15 protein-coding genes and 1 pseudogene are annotated in these 17403 nt (G+C 69.2%); 9 read left to right on the top strand and 7 right to left on the bottom strand.

What is annotated here, in order from left to right:
- Window positions 1-262 precede the first annotated feature (262 nt).
- From AC2VOK_RS01475 to AC2VOK_RS01465, 3 genes are all read left to right on the top strand, one after another.
- The gene (locus AC2VOK_RS01475) at window positions 263-1414 is read left to right on the top strand and encodes a metallophosphoesterase family protein (RefSeq protein ID WP_428898896.1); all 1152 of its coding nucleotides are present in this window, start codon (window positions 263-265) and stop codon (window positions 1412-1414) included.
- A complete protein-coding gene (locus tag AC2VOK_RS01470; protein WP_428898895.1) occupies window positions 1411-4041 on the top strand; it encodes an AAA family ATPase in 2631 nt (876 codons plus the stop codon). Before AC2VOK_RS01475 ends, AC2VOK_RS01470 begins: the two co-directional genes overlap by 4 nt.
- Before the next feature lie 85 nt (window positions 4042-4126).
- Complete coding sequence (locus AC2VOK_RS01465; RefSeq protein WP_428898894.1) at window positions 4127-5377, top strand: alpha/beta hydrolase; 1251 nt, start codon at window positions 4127-4129, stop codon at window positions 5375-5377.
- On the opposite strand, the gene AC2VOK_RS01460 is transcribed toward AC2VOK_RS01465, so the two are convergent.
- The 4 genes from AC2VOK_RS01460 to AC2VOK_RS01445 are packed head-to-tail and all read right to left on the bottom strand — an operon-like array spanning window position 5364 to window position 10822.
- The gene (locus tag AC2VOK_RS01460; RefSeq protein WP_428898893.1) at window positions 5364-7133 is read right to left on the bottom strand and encodes an ABC transporter family substrate-binding protein; all 1770 of its coding nucleotides are present in this window, start codon (window positions 7131-7133) and stop codon (window positions 5364-5366) included. The genes AC2VOK_RS01465 and AC2VOK_RS01460 overlap by 14 nt on opposite strands.
- Window positions 7126-8964, bottom strand: coding sequence for a dipeptide ABC transporter ATP-binding protein (locus AC2VOK_RS01455; RefSeq protein WP_428898892.1), 1839 nt, complete (start codon window positions 8962-8964; stop codon window positions 7126-7128). Before AC2VOK_RS01455 ends, AC2VOK_RS01460 begins: the two co-directional genes overlap by 8 nt.
- Entirely contained in the window at window positions 8961-9848 is an 888-nt protein-coding gene (locus AC2VOK_RS01450) for an ABC transporter permease (RefSeq protein ID WP_428898891.1), read from the bottom strand. Before AC2VOK_RS01450 ends, AC2VOK_RS01455 begins: the two co-directional genes overlap by 4 nt.
- Window positions 9845-10822, bottom strand: a complete 978-nt coding sequence (locus AC2VOK_RS01445) for an ABC transporter permease (RefSeq protein WP_421529922.1) — start codon at window positions 10820-10822, stop codon at window positions 9845-9847. The genes AC2VOK_RS01450 and AC2VOK_RS01445 overlap by 4 nt, the downstream gene beginning before the upstream one ends.
- Before the next feature lie 143 nt (window positions 10823-10965).
- On the opposite strand from AC2VOK_RS01445, the gene AC2VOK_RS01440 reads away from it, so the two are divergent.
- Window positions 10966-11457 carry a beta-class carbonic anhydrase gene (locus AC2VOK_RS01440; protein ID WP_428898890.1) on the top strand — a complete coding sequence of 164 codons (492 nt, stop codon included), beginning with the start codon at window positions 10966-10968 and terminating at the stop codon, window positions 11455-11457.
- A gap of 17 nt (window positions 11458-11474) precedes the next feature.
- On the opposite strand, the gene AC2VOK_RS01435 is transcribed toward AC2VOK_RS01440, so the two are convergent.
- Together AC2VOK_RS01435 and AC2VOK_RS01430 are read right to left on the bottom strand one after the other, a co-directional pair.
- On the bottom strand, window positions 11475-11864 hold the full coding sequence (locus AC2VOK_RS01435) for a VOC family protein (RefSeq protein ID WP_428898889.1): 390 nt from the start codon (window positions 11862-11864) through the stop codon (window positions 11475-11477).
- 102 nt (window positions 11865-11966) lie between these two features.
- Window positions 11967-12389 carry a VOC family protein gene (locus AC2VOK_RS01430; protein WP_428898888.1) on the bottom strand — a complete coding sequence of 141 codons (423 nt, stop codon included), beginning with the start codon at window positions 12387-12389 and terminating at the stop codon, window positions 11967-11969.
- 73 nt (window positions 12390-12462) lie between these two features.
- On the opposite strand from AC2VOK_RS01430, the gene AC2VOK_RS01425 reads away from it, so the two are divergent.
- Window positions 12463-13341 carry an LLM class flavin-dependent oxidoreductase gene (locus AC2VOK_RS01425; protein ID WP_428898897.1) on the top strand — a complete coding sequence of 293 codons (879 nt, stop codon included), beginning with the start codon at window positions 12463-12465 and terminating at the stop codon, window positions 13339-13341.
- Here AC2VOK_RS01425 and AC2VOK_RS01420 read toward each other — a convergent pair.
- Entirely contained in the window at window positions 13338-15047 is a 1710-nt protein-coding gene (locus tag AC2VOK_RS01420) for an NAD-binding protein (RefSeq protein WP_428898887.1), read from the bottom strand. The two genes, AC2VOK_RS01425 and AC2VOK_RS01420, sit on opposite strands and share 4 nt — an antisense overlap.
- A 136-nt stretch (window positions 15048-15183) precedes the next feature.
- On the opposite strand from AC2VOK_RS01420, the gene AC2VOK_RS01415 reads away from it, so the two are divergent.
- The 4 genes and pseudogenes from AC2VOK_RS01415 (at window position 15184) to AC2VOK_RS01400 (ending at window position 17397) form a co-directional block, all read left to right on the top strand.
- Window positions 15184-15714, top strand: coding sequence for an NUDIX domain-containing protein (locus tag AC2VOK_RS01415; RefSeq protein ID WP_428898886.1), 531 nt, complete (start codon window positions 15184-15186; stop codon window positions 15712-15714).
- Window positions 15711-16292, top strand: a pseudogene (locus AC2VOK_RS01410) (peroxiredoxin-like family protein). The gene AC2VOK_RS01415 and the pseudogene AC2VOK_RS01410 overlap by 4 nt, the downstream one beginning before the upstream one ends.
- Complete coding sequence (locus AC2VOK_RS01405) at window positions 16289-16606, top strand: glutaredoxin family protein (RefSeq protein ID WP_421529916.1); 318 nt, start codon at window positions 16289-16291, stop codon at window positions 16604-16606. The pseudogene AC2VOK_RS01410 and the gene AC2VOK_RS01405 overlap by 4 nt, the downstream one beginning before the upstream one ends.
- Window positions 16607-16977: 371 nt before the next feature.
- Window positions 16978-17397, top strand: a complete 420-nt coding sequence (locus tag AC2VOK_RS01400; protein ID WP_428898885.1) for a HicB family toxin-antitoxin system — start codon at window positions 16978-16980, stop codon at window positions 17395-17397.
- Window positions 17398-17403: the final 6 nt, after the last annotated feature.

The following is a 17403-nucleotide window of genomic DNA, read 5'->3' as shown; positions in this document are numbered from 1 at the left end:
CGCCTCCCGATCAACACTCACACCGCAAAACTAACCAAGGCCACCGACAAGAAACCCCGAATTGTGACCACAGAAACACAAGTGACACAAGTTATTTGAGTGGCCTTGGCGCTGAGATGCGCACACGGCGCCCAGCATCGAATCGTGGCTGGTGGCGACGGCGCACCCGAGACCTGCCGGTCGAGGTCCCCGTTCTTGTCGGTGGCCGGACATAGGCTCGCGGTGCCCTGACAGCCACGCAATCCGAGAGGAGGTCGCCGGCATGCGATTCCTGCACACCGCCGATTGGCAGCTGGGGATGACGCGGCATTTTCTCGCCGGTGACGCCCAGCCGCGGTACTCGGCCGCACGCCGCGACGCGGTGGCCGGCCTGGGCGCGCTGGCAGCCGAGGTCGGCGCCGAGTTCGTCGTGGTAGCCGGCGACGTCTTCGAACACAACCAGCTGGCCCCCCAGGTAGTCGGCCAGTCCCTGGAAGCCATGCGCGCCATCGGCATTCCCGTATACCTGCTGCCGGGCAACCACGATCCCCTCGATGCCTCGTCGGTCTACACCAGCGCGCTGTTCACCGCCGAACACCCGGACAACGTCACCGTCCTCGACCGGGCAGGTGTGCACGAGGTCCGGCCCGGGCTGGAGATCGTCGCCGCACCGTGGCGGTCCAAGGTGCCGACCACCGACCTGGTCGCCGACGTGCTGGACGGTGTGGCCCCGGATACGGCCACCCGGATCCTGCTCGCCCACGGCGGTGTCGACGCACTCGACCCCGATCGCGACAAGCCTTCGCTGATCCGGCTCGCCCGGCTCGACGACGCGCTGGCCCGGAGCGTCGTGCACTACGTGGCGCTGGGCGACAAGCATTCGCTCACCCGGGTCGGCGGCAGTGGCCGGGTCTGGTACTCCGGTTCCCCGGAGGTCACCAGCTTCGACGACGTCGAACCCGACCCTGGCCATGTGCTGATCGTCGACATCGACGAGACCGACCCGCGACGGGCCGTCACCGTGGACTCCCGGCGGGTGGGCCGCTGGCGGTTCGCCACGCTGCGCCGTCAGGTCGACAACAGTCGCGACATCGCTGATCTGGACCGCGATCTGGACGTGATGGCTGCCAAGGACCGGACGGTGGTGCGGCTCGCGCTGGCCGGTTCGCTGACCGTCACCGACCGCGCCGCACTGGACGCCTGTCTGGACAAATACGCGCGGTTGTTCGCCTGGCTCGGACTTTGGGACCGGCACACCGACCTCGCCGTCATCCCCGCCGACGGCGAGTTCACCGATCTGGGCATCGGCGGGTTCGCCGCCGCGGCCGTCGAGGAACTCGTGGCGACGGCGCGCGAGGGCGATACCGACTCCGCCGCCGATGCGCAGGCGGCGCTCGCGCTGTTGCTGCGACTGGCCGACCGGGGGGCGGCATGAAGCTGCACCGGCTGGTCCTGACGAACTACCGTGGCGTCGCGCACCGGGAAATCGCGTTTCCCGACCACGGTGTGGTCGTGGTGTGCGGCGCCAACGAGATCGGCAAGTCGTCGATGATCGAGGCGCTCGACCTGCTGCTGGAATACCGGGACCGGTCGACGAGAAAGGAAGTCAAGCAGGTCAAGCCTGCCCACAGCGACGTAGGCTCGGAGGTCAGCGCCGAGATCAGCTGCGGTCCTTATCGTTTCGTCTATCGCAAGCGGTTCCACAAGAAGTTCGAGACGGAGCTGACTGTGCTGGCGCCGCACCGCGAGCAGCTGACCGGCGACGAAGCCCACGAGCGGGTCACGGCGATGCTGGCCGAGACGGTGGACGCCGACCTGTGGCGTGCCCAGCGGGTGCTGCAGAGCGCGTCGACCGCCGCGGTGAATCTGTCCGGCTGCGATGCGCTGTCGCGTGCGCTGGACGTCGCGGCTGCGCATTCGGGCACCGACGCGGCGCTGTCGGGAACCGAGCCGCTCCTGGTCGAGAGGATCGACGCCGAGTACGGGCGCTACTTCACCCCGACCGGGCGCCCCACCGGAGAGTGGGCGAACGCGATCTCCCGGCTCGCGAAGGCCGAGGCGGAGGTGGTGGTCTGCGCGGCAGCCGTCGCCGAGGTCGACGAGCGGGTGCGCCGCCACGCCGCGCTGACCGAGCAGGTCGCCGAGTTGTCCCAGCAGCGGATGACCGCCGAGCCGCGCCTGGCCGCCGCACGGGCCGCGGCCGACACCGTCGCCGAGCTCACCGCGCAGGCCCGCGAGGCCCAGCTGGTCGCCGCGGCGACGGGTGCGACGAGCGCCGCCGCAGCCGCCGCCCACGACGGGCGCGCGGTGCTGCTCACCGAAATCGCGGCCCGCACGGCAACCGTCACCACCGCTGAGGCCTCGGCGCGCGAAGCCGCCGAGGCGCAGGCGGCGGCGCGCGAAGCCGCCGAAGCCGCCGATGCTGCGGCCGAAGCCGCGACGGAGGTTCTGCTGGACGCGCAACGCCGCGTCGATGTTGCCCAAGGCGCCGTGGACGAGATCGCCGAGCGCGAGGAGGCCGACCGGCTGCGGGCCCGGCTGGCCAAGATCGAGGCCCTCCACAGTGACCGTGACCGGATCTGTGCACAGCTTTCCACGGTCGCGGTCACCGAGCAGGTGCTCCGGCGAATCGAGGATGCCGCGGCCGCGGTCGACCGCATCGGTGTTCAGCTGACACTGATCTCGGCCGTGGTCGAGTTCACCGCGGCCGCCGACGTCGAACTGTCCGCCGGCGACCAACGGGTGTCGCTGTCGGCAGGTGAAAGCTGGTCGATCACCGCGACCGACCCCACCACGGTCGAGGTGCCCGGCGTGCTGAGCGCGCGGGTCACCCCGGGTGCGGCCGCGCTCGACGTGCAAGCCGAACATGCCGCGGCCCGACAAGAGCTGACCGCCGCGTTGGCGGGCGGCGCGGTGGCAGACCTCGCCGAGGCGCGCACGGAGGCTCAGCGTCGCCGTGAACTGCAGAACGCCCGCGACCAAGTGAGCGCCACGTTGGCCGGCTTGTGCGGCGACGAGGATGTCGACCAACTGCGCTCGCGCCTGGCGCAGCTCAACACTGCCCGTCACGGCGAAGCCGGCCTCCAGGCGATCGATGCCGGTGCCGCCGGTGCCGAACTCGACGCGGCCGAGCAGGCTCGTACGGCCGCGAAAGCCGCATGCGAGACCGCCCGCGGCGAGGCGGCCGCAGCTAACGCCCGGCTCACCGAATTCACTACTCAAGCAACGGTTTTGCAGGACAAATCCGAGACCCAGCGCGCGGAGCTGGCCGCGGCCGCCGAGCGGCTGGCCCGGGAGCGGGAGGCGTCCCGCGATGAGGACCTCGCCGCCGGGGCCGAGGCCGGGCGGGTAGCCGCGCAGGCCGCCGAGCGCCGCGTCGCGGAGCTGGCCGAACAGTTGGCCGCCGCGGAGCCCGATGCGGTGGCCGCCCAACTGCAGGAAGTGACCGACGAAGCTGCATCCCTGCGCGAGCGCTACGAGGACGCTGCCCGCGCACTGCGCGAAGTCGGCATCGAACTCTCGGTCATCGGCACCGAGGGCCGTCAAGGCAAACTCGACGCCGCAGAGACCGAACTCGAGCACGCCACTGGCGAGCACGCCCGCATCGGCGGCCGGGCCCGGGCCGCGCAGCTGCTGCGCTCAGTGATGGCACGCCACCGCGACAGCACCCGCCTGCGCTACGTCGATCCCTACCGCAGTGAGCTGCAGCGGCTCGGTCGCCCGGTGTTCGGGCCGACCTTCGAGGTCGACGTCGACCCCGACCTGCGCATTCACACCCGAACCTTGGACGGCGTGACGGTGCCCTACGAATCCCTCTCGGGCGGGGCCAAAGAGCAACTCGGGATCCTGGCCCGGTTCGCCGGCGCCGCGCTGGTCGCCAAGGAGGACACCGTCCCGGTGGTGGTCGACGATGCGCTCGGGTTCACCGATCCCGATCGGCTGGCGACGATGGGGGAGGTGTTCGACATCGTGGGCGAGCACGGGCAGGTGATCGTGCTCACCTGCAGCCCCGGCCGCTATGACGGCGTCAAGAGTGCACACCGCATCGATCTCACCGCCTAGCCCGGTCCAGGGCCCGAACCGGGCCGCCGCACTGCCATCGGCGGCCACCCTGGGCAGAATAGGGAACCATGGTGGGCCGACACCGATGACCATGAACGCCAAACGGCGGCGCACGCACGACAGGCTGGCCCGACTGCCCGGGGTCCGGCCGGTGCGCCGACCGGTCTTGCCGGGCAGCGCCGACGAGTTCGACCTCTATTACGTGCGCGCCGGCCGCAAGTCCACCCACCCGCTGGTGATCATCCCCGGCGGCCCGGGCGTGGCCTCGGTGCTGATGTACCAGGGCTTCCGGCGGCGCGCCGCCGCGGCCGGCCTCGACGTCATCATGATCGAGCACCGCGGGGTGGGCATGTCGCGCCACGACGACTCCGGCGCCGACCTGCCGCCCGAGGCGATCACCGTCGACCAGGTCGTCGACGACGTCGCCGCCGTGCTCGACGACGCCCGCGTGGAATCGGCCGTCCTCTACGGCACCTCGTACGGCACCTACATCGCGGCCGGCGTCGGCGTCCGCCATCCCGGTCGGGTGCGGGCGATGGTGCTGGATTCGCCGCTGCTGTCGCGCCACGACATCGCGATGGTGCGCGACGCCGTGCGCGGGGTGCTGCTGGCCGGCGACGCTCCGGAGACCGCGGCGCTGGCACCGAAGATGCGCAAGCTTGTCGACGCCGGAGTGATGACCGCCGCCGCCGGCGAGATGGCCGCCAGGATGTACGGATACGGTGGCCCCGCCCTGCTCGACCGCCAACTCAACCTGTTGCTGGACGGGCGAATGCTGTTGTGGCAAGCGCTGTTCCGCTCCACCGCAATACTCAACCGCAAGGTGCCTTACCGCTTCGAACCCGATCTGGTCAGCCGCATCGCATTCCGTGAACTCGACTACGCCGCCGAGCCCGACGGCCTGCCGCTTGATCCTGCGGTGGCGTTGCGTGAAACCCTCACCCCGACAACGTCGTTCGAGTTAGAGCCGTTCGACCTGGTGGCCGAGATGCCGAAGTTCGCCTGGCCTACGGTGCTGATCTCCGGCGGCCGCGACCTGATCACCCCGCCGGCGGTGGCCGAGCGCATCGCATCGCTGATACCCGATGCGGTGCTGCTGAGGCTGCCGACAATGGCGCACAGCGCGCTGGACTTTCGCGAGCCCGCGGCCCTGTCCGTCGCGGCCGCGGTGTGGCGCGGCAAGGCCGACTCGCTCGTCGGCCGGGCTCGCGAGCTGGACGCGCTCCCGCCGCGGACTGGGGTGCGGCTGCTGTGGAAAGCGGTCGACACGGCCGCGGCCGTGGAGGCTGGGTTGCCGTATCCGGCGCCCCTGCTCCGCCGGCTCAGGACCGCATGAAGCCGATCGCGGTGTAATCCAGGTCGGCCAGACCCGGCGCGCCGAAATTGGCCAGCGTGCTGTGCACCGCCACGTCACCCGGGGACTGGGTCAACGGCAGGCTGAATCCCTCGGCCCAGATGAGCTTGTCGAGGTCGTTGGCCAGCGCCCGTGCCCTGGCGGGATCGAGTTCTTCGAGCGTGCGCTCGATCGCGGCGTCGATCCGCGGGCTGCCGATCTTGCCGAAGTTGCTCGCACCGTCGGACTGGTAGATCTGGGTCAGCGACGACAGCGGGAAAGCGTCGCCCAGCCAGCCGAACTGCGCGATGTCGAAGTCCCCGACGTTGACGTAGTTGCTGAAGAAGCCGCTGCCCGAGCGGGCCACCAGGTCGAGCTTGACCCCGATCTGGGCCAGGCTGTGCTGGGCGATCTGGGCGAAGGCCCGCGAACCCTGCGCGTCGTAGAACAAATCGCGGATCAAAAGTTGGTGCCCGTCCTTCTCCCGGAACTGGCCGTTGAGTTTCCAGCCCAGCGCGTCGAGCTCGCGTCGCGCCGCGGCCGGGTCATACGGGACGACGGCGCTGTTGTCCTGGTAGCCCTGTTGGCCCGCGACGTAGATGTGATTACCCAGTGCCACCGGGTCGGTGGTGAGCCCGTACTGGACGACCTTGGCGATGGTCTGCCGGTCGATGCCCTTGGACACGGCGATGCGCAGCGCCTTGTCGGCCAGGATCGATCCCCGCGCCCCGTTGAACGTGAAGTGCGACCAGCTCGGGGCGGGCGCACGACGGATCGAGATGCCCTGGGTGTGTTGCGCGATCGCCAGCTGGTCCACCGTCGCGATGCCGGTGGCGTCGATCGTGTCGTTCTGCAGCGCGGGCAACCGCGCCGCGTCGTCGAGCACCAGATAAGTGATGGCGTCCAGCCGCGGCCGTGGCCCCCACCATGTGGGATTGCGCGTCAACACGATTCGTTGCGTGGTCCGGTCGAGGACCGAAACGATGAACGGGCCCGCCGACGGCCCGGGCCCGGACAGCTGACCTGTGTTGAAGGCCTCGGGTGTGGCGGTCATGCTGGCGGGCAGCAACATGCCGTTGCCGGCGAACATGCCGCGCCACTCGGCGTAGGGCTTGGCGAAGGTCATGATCGCCTGCCGGTCGTCGACCCCGCGGGTCACCGACGCGACGCGGTCCGCGCCGCTGGGCCCGGCGATCTCGAACGCCTTGTCGGCGCCGGACAGGGCGTGGATCTGGCTGGCGATGTCGCGCCAGGTGACCGGTGTGCCATCCGACCACACCGCGCGTGGGTTGATTGTGTAGGTGACCACCTGAGGCGAGGTTCCGGTGAGTTCGACGCTGGTGAAGTAGTTGGTGTCGACGGTCGTCGAGCCGTCGGGACCGATGACGAACGCCCGCGGCAGCGTGGCCTTCATCATTGAGGCCACCTCGGCCGAATTGCCGTCGATGTGCAGGATGTTGAAGTTGGGCGGGAAGTCGCTGAGCGCCAGCTTCAGGTTGCCGCCGTCGCGCAGCGTCGCGGGATTGCGCGGGTTGACGTCGCTGCTCGAGCCGATCCGCGCCTTCGTGGCGGTCTCGGGCGCCAGGTTGATCGCCGAGCAGCCGGAGACCACCAGCGCGACGGCAAGGCAAGCCGCCACCAGCCCTGAGCCCTGCGATCGAGCCTGCGCCCACCGCACCCGTCCGCCCCGAATCGACGCACTGGACGCAATCTGGGCGCCGTGAGCGCGGGTTCGGCTCCGGTGCAAGCGGCTAGCCACGCCTGCTCGGATCCGGTTGCGGCACCGCGCCCAGCAGCCGGCGCGTGTACTCGTGCTGCGGGTCACCGAAGATCTGCGCACTCTCGCCCTGTTCGACGATTTTGCCGGCGTGCATCACGACCACGTCGTGGGCCAGATGCTTGACCACCGAAAGGTCGTGGGAGACGAACAGATACGACAACCCGAATCGCTCCTGCAGGTCGAGCAGCAGATTGATGATCCCCGCCTGGATGGAGACGTCGAGGGCCGATACCGGTTCGTCGAGCGCCAGGATCTTGGGCTGCAACGCCAGCGCCCTGGCGATGCCGATGCGCTGCTTCTGCCCGCCGGAGAACTCGGCGGGGTAGCGGGTCGCGTCGGCGTGGCGCAATCCCACGATGCCCAACAGCTCTGCCACCCGTGCATTCGTATCGGCCTTGTCGAAACCGTTGGCGCGCAACGGCTCGGCGACCAGTTCGAAGACCGGGAGCCGCGGGTCCAGGGATGCGACCGGGTCCTGGAACACGACCTGGATGTCGCGGCGCAGCGCCCGCCGGCTCGTGGGGCTCAGCGTGGCGACGTCGCTGCCGAGCACATCGATCGAGCCCGATTGCGGCCCAACCAGTTCCAGGATCTCGTGTAGTGTGGTCGACTTGCCCGAGCCGGACTCGCCGACGATGCCCAGCGTGCGGCCCTTCCTCAGCTCGAAGCTGACCCCGTCGACGGCGCGCACCTCGCCGACCGTGCGACGCAGCACCACGCCCTTGGTCAGCGGGTAGGTCTTGACCAGGTCGCGGACCCGCACGACGACCGCAGAGTCGCCGGGTTCTGCAGCCCGGGCGGCGGTCTGGACCCCGTAGATGTCTGCGGCGCTGCGCCCGTCGACCTGGTCGGTGCGGATGCAGGCGGCCCGGTGCTCAGGCCCGACCGGCACCAGATCCGGCTCCTGCGCGCGGCATTCGTCGATCACCAGCGGGCAGCGCGGAGCGAAGGGGCAGCCCGGCTCCAGGCTGACCAGCGACGGCGGCGCGCCGGGGATGGGCACCAGCCGGGTGCCCTGCGCGGCGTCCAGCCGCGGGACCGAGCCCAAAAGCCCAACGGTGTAGGGCATCTGGCGATCGCGGTAGAGGTCGTGCACCGCCGCGGACTCGACGACGCGGCCCGCGTACATCACCAGCGCCCGGTCGGCGAACTCGGCGACCACACCGAGGTCGTGGGTGATGATCAGCACCCCGGCGCCGGTGATGTCGCGTGCGGTCTTGAGCACCTCGAGGATCTGCGCCTGCACGGTGACATCGAGGGCAGTGGTGGGCTCGTCGCAGATCAGCAGGTCGGGATCGTTGGCGATCGCGATGGCGATCACCACCCGTTGCCGCTCGCCGCCGGAGAGCTCGTGCGGGAACGCGCGGGCCCGCCGCTCCGGCTGCGCGATCCCGACCAGTTCGAGCAGTTCCACCGCGCGCCGCCGGGCGGCCCCGCGCTCGCCGCGCGGCTGATGGACCTCGATCGCCTCGGCGATCTGGTCGCCCACGGTGTAGACCGGCGTCAGCGCGGACATCGGATCCTGGAACACCATTCCGACCGACTTGCCGCGGAACCGCGACATCTCCCCGTCGGCGAGGCCCAGCAGTTCGGTGCCCTGCAACCGCACCGAGCCGCCCACCCGGGCGTACTCCGGCAGCAGCCCCACGACGGCCATCGCGGACACGGACTTGCCCGAGCCCGACTCGCCCACCATGGCCACGACCTCGCCCGCGTCCACGCTGTAGCTGATGCCGCGCACCGCGGTCACCGGCCCGCCGTCGGCCGGGAAGGTGACGGCCAGATCGGTCACCTCCAGCAGCGGGCTCACCGGGCGCCGCCCCGCAACGTCGCGCTGCCGGGGTCCAGCGCGTCACGCAGACCGTCGCCGGTCAGGTTGGCGCACATCAGGATCAGCACCAGCACCCCGGCCGGGAACAGGAATACCCACGGGAACGTGGTCGCTGACTGGGTGCCGTTGGCGATCAAACTGCCCAGCGAGACGTCCGGCGGCTGGATGCCGAAACCGAGATAGCTCAGGCCGGTTTCGGCCAGGATGGCCGAGGCGACGTTCAGCGCGGCGTCGATGATCAGGATGGACGCCACGTTGGGCACCACGTGCCCGACGATGATTCGGCGGCTGGGCACCCCCATATACCTTGCCGCCCTGATGAATTCGCGCTCGCGCAGGCTCAGTGTCATGCCGCGCACCATGCGCGAGCTGACCATCCAGCCGAAGCCGGCCAGCAACAGCACCAGCATCAGGATGCTCGCCGAGTTCTTGGTTCGCGGGGTGACGATGGCGATCAGGATGAACGCGGGCACCACCAACATCAGGTCGACAACCCACATCAGCACCCGGTCCCGCCAGCCACCGAAATAGCCCGCGACCGAGCCCACGGTGGCGGCGATGCCGGTGGAGATGACCGCGACACAGACTCCGATCAGCATCGACTTCTGCATGCCGCGCACGATCTGGGCCAGCAGGTCCTGACCCATCGCGTTGGTGCCCAGCCAGTGCCGGGTGTCGGGCGGCTGCAGCAGGGCGTTGAAATCGAGATCCTGATACGAATACGGCAGCAGCGGGGGCAGCGTGTAGCAGCCCACGAACAGCAGTGCCAGCAGCGTCAGCGAGACCATCGCGCCCCGGTTGCGGGCGAACCGTCGCAGCACCAGGGTGCGGTGCGAGGTGAACTCCGGTGCGGCGGCGCTCACGACACCCGCACTCTCGGGTCCAGCGCGGCGTAGAAGACGTCGGAGAGCAGCCCGGCCAGCAGCACCACGGTGCCGGAGAACAAGGTGATGGCCGCGATGATGTTGGTGTCCTGGGTCGCGATGCCCTGCACCAGCCACTCGCCCATCCCGTGCCAGCCGAAGATCTTCTCGACGAACACCGCGCCGGTGACCAGCCCGGCGACCCCGTAGGCGAACAGGGTGGCCAGGGGGATCAGCGCGGTGCGCAGACCGTGTTTGACCAGCGCGCGCCGTCGGGTGAGCCCCTTGGCGCGGGCGGTGCGGATGAAATCCTGGCCCAGCACGTCGAGCATGGCGTTGCGCTGATACCGGCTGTAGCCGGCGGCGGCGCCCAGCGCCAGCGTCATCGACGGCAGGACCAGGTGCCGCAGCCGGTCGAGCAGGTGCGCCCAGGTGCCACCCCGTATCCCCGGCGACGTCTCCCCGGTGTAGTCGAACAGGTGCATGTCCAGCGCCCAGTTCACCCGCAGCGCCCCGAGGATCAGCAGGTTGGCGATGACGAAGGTCGGGGTGCTCAGTATCAGCAATGCCACGGTGGTGACGAGCCGGTCGCTGAGCCGGTACTGGCGGATGGCGCCCCACGCGCCGGCCACCACACCGAGCGCGGTGCCCACGACGGAGCCGATGACCAGCAGGCGCAGGGTGACGCCGACGCGGCGCCACAGCGTGGAGCCGACGGGCTGGCCGGTGACGGTGGTCCCGAAGTCACCCCGCACGGCGTGCGCGGCCCAGTCGGCGTAGCGGATCGGGACCGGCTTGTCCAGGCCGAGGGCGTGGGCCTTGGCGTCGATGACGGCCTGCGGCGGCCGGGGGTTGCGCTGCAGCAGGCTGTCCAGCGGCCGGAAGGCGAAGGAGGTCAGGCAATAGGTGAGGAAGGACGCCAGCGCCAGCAGCACGACATAGTTGAGCAACCGGCGCGCCAGGAAGCGGATCATGCCCGGCCGGCCCGTCCTGGTCGCATGGTGACAGGCTATCGAGCCGGGGCACGGCAGCGCGGCGGCAACGCCGGACCCGGCCTCTGCCACGTGGATGTAGCATGCATCACACGACTTCAGGCGTCACTGTGAGGGAGGCTGACGTGACGGTCACCGACGACTATCTGGCCCACAATGCCGGCTACGCGAGCTCGTTCACAGGCCCGCTTCCCATGCCGCCGAGCAAACACGTCGCGATCGTGGCGTGCATGGACGCCCGGCTCGACATATACCGCATGCTGGGCATCGGCGAGGGCGAGGCCCACGTCATCCGCAACGCCGGGGGCGTGGTCACCGACGACACGATCCGCTCGCTGGCCATCAGCCAGCGGTTGCTGGGCACCCGCGAGGTCATCCTGATCCATCACACCGACTGCGGCATGCTGACGTTCGTCGACGACGACTTCCGGCGCGCCATCGCCGCAGAGACGGGCGTCAAACCACCGTGGGCGCCCGAGGCCTTTGCCGATGTCGCCGAGGACGTGCGGCAGTCGTTGCGCCGCATCGAGATCAGCCCGTTCGTCACCAAGCAGGTGTCCCTGCGTGGGTTCGTCTTCGACGTCGCCACCGGGAAGCTCGATGAGGTCACGCGGTAACTAAAGGGTGTCAGCGTTCAGCTGCCCGAGCCGTAGGGACGGGTCAGGATCTCCATGGCGTGTCCGGCGGGATCCAGGAAATAGACACCGCGTCCGCCGTCGTTGTGGTTGATCTCGCCGGGCCGGCTCTGCCGCGGGTCGGCCCAGTGCTGTAGGCCGCGTGAGCGGATCTTGCCGTAGATCGCGTCGAAATCCTGCTCGGCGACCAAAAACGCGTAGTGCTGGCGCGTGATGTCCTCGCCGGGGGCGACGTCGGTGTAGTCGAGACTGACGCCGTGCTCGAGGGCAACAACCATGAAGTGGCCGAACGGTTGTGGGCTGGGCAGTCCGAACAGTTCGGTGAGGAATTCCGCGGACTTGTGCTTGTCGCGGGCCGCGACAATGGTGTGGTTGAAGCTGATGGTCATGGTGGTTACCTCCGAACTTCGTCCCGCGATCGTGCGTGCCGGTGCACAGACACGCGGCCGCGGCTGTCACTGTGGGCATCCTCGCGGCGACAACTCATTCGACTACTTTGGCGCGGTGAGTTCCAGGGCGATGTTGTCGGGATCGCGGAACTGCAGGATGTATGACGGCCCGATGTCCTTGACCGGCTCATGGGGCACGCCGAGATCATCGAGATGTGCTGCCGCAGAGTCGATTTCGTACCTGCTGGCGAGCCGGAACGCGATGTGGTCCAGCCCGGTGCGGTCCTCGTCGAAGCGGTCGGCGCCGACGGGGCGCAGCCCGAGCAATGTGCCGCCGAGGTCGTAGATGACACCCCCGAACAGAAAACCCAGGCGGTTGCGGGTCGCTTCGTCGGCATTGTCGGGAACCTCCAGCAGGACCGGCCATCCGAACACGGTCTCGTAGAACCGTCGCGACCGCTCGATGTCGGTGACGGTCAGGCGCACGTGCGCGATGGAGGTGCTGCTCGAGTCCACCCGGGTCATGCTGCCAGAATCGGCGCCTTGTCAGAACGTTCTGTCAGAACGCTCTGTCAGAATCGGACCCGTGCGGATAGCGATGACGATGCCGGTGATGGAGCCCGACTTGGATGCGACGCTCTTGCGGGGCTGGGCGCGCACCGTCGACGAGGGCCCGTTCTCATCGCTGTGCTGGGGCGAGCGGATCGCGTTCGACAACCCGGACAACCTGACGCTGCTGGGCGCGCTGGCGGCCTGGACGAATCGGGTGCGGCTGCTGACGACCGTCATCGTGCCCCAACTGCACGACCCGGTCATGCTGGCCAAGGGCCTGGCCACCGGCGACATGCTCAGCGGCGGGCGGCTGAGCGCGGGCATCGGCGTCGGCGGCAGGCACGAGGACTACCAGGCCGTGGGCGCCGACCCGGCGACGCAGACGATGCGCGACATGGCCGAGCGCGTGGCGGTGATGAAGCGGGTGTGGGCGGGGGAGAAGGTCACCGATTCGGTGCTGCCCGTCGGGCCGGCGCCGGTGCAGCCGGGTGGCCCGCCGCTGCTCGTGGGCAGCATCGGACCCAAGACCATCCGTAGCGCCGCGGCCTGGGCCGACGGGCTGGCCGGCACCACCTTGGATCTCGATGCCGCCAAGCAGAACGAGCTGTTCGATGTGGCGCGGCAGGCCTGGGCGCAGGCCGGCAAGCCCAAACCCCACCTGATGACGTCGTTCTGGTTCGCGTTCGGCTCGCCCGAGCAGGCCCGCGCACAGGTGCACCGTCATCTACGGCGCTACATGAACTGGATACCGGCAGAGTACGTCGACGCGATGGCGCCGACGACCGGCTGGGCCGGCACCGAGGAACAGCTCCTGGACGTGCTGCGCAGGTTCTCCGACATCGGCACCGACGAGGTCCAGCTCATTCCGACCAGTTCGGACCTCGACCAGCTCCGGCGCGCCGCCGATGTGGCCGCAAGGCTCTAGCTGGCGCGCTCGTTGACGCTGGTGGGGGCCGGCGGCTGGCCCTTGCGCAGCGTGGCAAGCAGTTCCCGGTACGGCCCGACGAGGTAGACGGTGTCCCCGGCGCGCAGCCAGGCGTCGCGCCGCGGATGCAGGTTGACGGGCGTGTCGTGTCGGGTGATCGCGATGACGCGGGTGCGGGTGGACAGTTCGAACATCCGCAGCCCGTCGAGTTCGCTGCCGGCCGCCACGTGCATGGCGCCGACCATGAAGGACCGCTGCCCGACCGAGAAGGTGCCGAGCACCTGCAGGCCCATCGCGGCGCCGATGAACCACGGCACGGCCAGGTCGACGGTCGAGCGAACATGTTCGAATCCGAACCGCTGCGCGACCGCGCTGCCCAGCGCCCGGTCGTAGATGCGCAGCACGGTCGGAACGTCGGGCCGGTGCACGTGCGGCATCGTCCGCGGTCCCAACATCTCGCGCAGCACGATTCCGGTCTCGATGTTGACCATGTCGTCCTGGGTGAGCACCGCGACCGCGCGGGCGTGTTCGACGCGGGCCGACTCCAGAGTCTGGCGCAGCGTCGCGTCCCCGAAGATCACCGGCACGTCGAGTTGGGCCGCCGACGACAGGAACCGGCTGTTCTCGTCGCGCTCGATCACCGCCACGTCGTAGCCGGCGGTGGTCAGATCGCTCACGACGCGGATGCCGAACGAACCCAGGCCCACCACGACGATGTGGTTGCGCAGATGGCGGGCCTGCCGACGCCCGGCCGAGTGGGCGAAGCGGCGCGACAGCAGCAGGTCGGCGATGAACGCGACCAGCAGCGCGGTCGTGGTCACACCGGCGAACATCAACATGATGCTGAACAGTCGCAGCCACATCGGCTGGTGCAGGAAGCTGAAGTCGCCGTATCCCACGGTGGCTATCGTCTCGGTGCTGAAGTACAGCGCGTCGATCCACGTCATGCCCGGCGGGGTCTGGTAGGTGAAGCGCAACACCGCGGTCGAGCCGATCCACAACGTCAGCGCGGCAGCCAGCGCGCGATAGAACATCGGGTTGACGTCGTTGCGCAGGGTGCGTACGGCGTCGAACGCGCGCCGAAATCGCGGCCGGTGGGTGCGTGTGCGGTTGGTCCGGGGTGTCCTGATCCCGCAGCAGGCCAGTTCCTCGGGGGTACCGATCATCACGGTCAGGTCGCCGGCCAGTACCCGCAGATCCCGACCCGGGCATGCCACGACCGTGCCGGGCATCTCGGAGTTCTTGCCGTGGATGACCGCCACCGGCGCCAGATCGCCGTAGAGGTCGCGGAGTCGGCCGTCACGCGGCGCCTCGGCGTCGGAGACGACGAACTCGATGCCAGCCGCGTGGATCGGGTGCGCCTTGCGGGACAGGCAGGCCTCCACGACCGACGGTGCCGCGAGGTCGGCGACGTCGAGGATCGCGCCGGGGCCGTTGTCGTCGGCCACCGCCTCGCGCAGCACGCCATTGGCCAGCCGCGCCACCACGCGCACGCCCGGGTTGGCTTTGCGCGCCAGCAGCGCGATCTCGAGGTTGGTCGCGTCGTCGTCGCCGGCGCAGACGACCGCGGCGGCCGCGGATATGCCGGCGGCGTGCAGGTCGGCCGGGCTGGCGAGCTGGACGATGCTCACGCCGGCGTTGTTGAGCTCCTCGACGATCGTTGTGGCCAGTGAGTCCTCGCCGCTGACGATGATGTGACGGCGCATGGTCAGGCGCGTTTCGAGGTCGGCTCGTCCGGCATGAAACCCCACCTCTGGCGGTATCGGTGTTCGCTGGTTGCTATGACTATCGGACACCACGCCGATTTGTGCCACTGAAGCGCCCGGACGCGATACTGGTCTGGTGCCCATCATCGAACGCCTCGCGTCGCGCGAGATCTACCGGAACTCGTGGGTGTCGATCCGCGAGGACGACATCCGGTTCCCGGACGGAACCCCGGGCATCTACAGCGTGGTGGACAAGCCGGACTACGCGCTGGTGATGCCCTACGACGGGGGCCGCTTCCGGCTCGTCGAACAGTTCCGGTATCCGCTCGGTGTGCGGTGCTGGGAGTTCCCCCAGGGCACCGCGGCCGAGGATCTCGAGCCGGCCGAGCTGGCCGAGCGGGAGCTGCGCGAGGAGACCGGCCTGCGCGCGGCGTCGTTCGAGGCGCTGGGCCGCATCGACACGGTGCCCGGGATGACCAGTCAGCGCGGCTGGGTGTTCCTGGCCACCGGGATCGTCGAAGGCGAGCACGATCGCGAGCCCGAGGAGCAGGACATGCGCGATGCCTGGTTCTCCCGCGACGACGTCGAGCAGATGATCCGCTCGGGGGTGATCGCCGACGCGCAGTCGCTGGCCGCCTACAGCCTGTTCCTGTTGCGCCGGCCATGAAGCGCCCGACGAGCGACCGGCTGTCGACCGGCGCGACCGTCCCGGTGCGCCGGTGGGAAACGATCACCGGCGAGTCATTGTCGATACCGGCGGCGAGCGGCACCACGCACCTGCAGTTTCGCCGATTCGCCGGGTGCCCCATCTGCAGCCTGCACCTGCGCGGATTCGCCGACCGGCACGCCGAGCTCGCCGGCGCCGGGATCACCGAGGTGGTGTTCTTCCATTCGCCGGCCGATGCGCTGCGCGGCTACCAGGCGCTGTTGCCGTTCGCGGTGGTCGCCGACCCGGACACGGCGATCTACCGCGAATTCGGGGTCGAAACCAGCCTGCGCGCCGTCGCCGACCCGCGTTCGTGGTCCTCGGCGTAGCGCGGGTATCGGGCCATGCTCGGCCACCGCGGGGACCCCGACTATGCCGGCGTCGGATCGAACGACGGCACAACGCATTTGGGGCTGCCCGCCGACTTCCTCATCGATGCCGACGGAACGGTTCTCGCATTGCGTTACGGCCGGCACGCCGACGACCAGTGGTCGGTCGACGAGTTGCTGGACATCCAGCGCTCGGTGGGCCGGCCATGAGCGCACCGGAGGTGGTCGTCTACTGGCGGCCGGGTTGTCCGTTCTGCTGGCGCCTGCGCGGCGCGCTGCGCCGGCTGGGCCTGCCGACCCGGGAGGTGGACATCTGGGCCGACCCGGACGCCGCCGCGGTGGTCCGCTCCATCGCCGACGGCAACGAGACCGTTCCGACGGTGGTCGTCGGCGACATCGCGATGGTCAACCCGTCGCCGGGCCAGGTGCTCGAGGCTGTCCGCGCCCAGGCTCCCGAACTGCTCGACCAGCTGAGGTCCAGCGGACGATGGTGGTCGGCATTGTGGTCACGGCTGCGGCGCTGACGGGTCGATGCCCGCGCGGTGGCATCCCGGTGAACACCTCAGGGGCCTGACAATCACGGGAAGGTTTGCCACCCTCAGCGAATCCCTCTCTGAACTGCCGATATAGCCGTCTATCACAGTAGACTAGAAAATGTCAATCGCACTAGACTAAAGTGCGTTATCGCACCTGCGCCCACCCGAGAAATCATCAAGCAGCTCACAAGAGCAGGCTTCACCAAACGCGACGGCAAAGGCAGCCACACCGTCTGGACCTGCAAACACGGCAGCTACAGCGTCTCGGTGGACACCGGTCACCGAATCATCAGCCCCGGCGTGCGCCGCCAAATCGACGCCGCGATCAACCAATGCGAGACCGACTGCGAGGAGGAGTGATGCACACCTACCGGGTGAATGCCACCCGTGACGGCAAGTGGTGGATGATCACCGTTCCTGAACTCCGTCGATACGTCACTTCTGACGGTGCGATCAACCTCAGCGACACCACCCAAGCCCGCCGGCTCTCTGAAGTACCCAACCAGGCCCGCGACTTCATCTGCACAGTCATCGACAAAGCACCCTCCGAAGTCGGCCTGGACATCACCATCGAAGTTGACGGAATCGACATCACCGCACGCGCCAACAAACTGCGCCACGATCGAGAACTGGCCGATCGCTACACAGAAATCGCACAAGCCGAAGCCAAAGCGCTCGCCCGCGATCTGGCCTCGCATGGTGTCGCTGTCCGCGATGTCGGCGAGGTGCTCGGCATGTCGTTCCAACGCGCACAACAGCTGATCTCCGCCGCCCGATAACGGGCC

The organism is Mycobacterium sp. TH-M116 (genome assembly GCF_057473685.1).
Note: the sequence above shows the minus strand (reverse complement) of the source record. Positions and strands in the feature narration are given on the sequence as shown.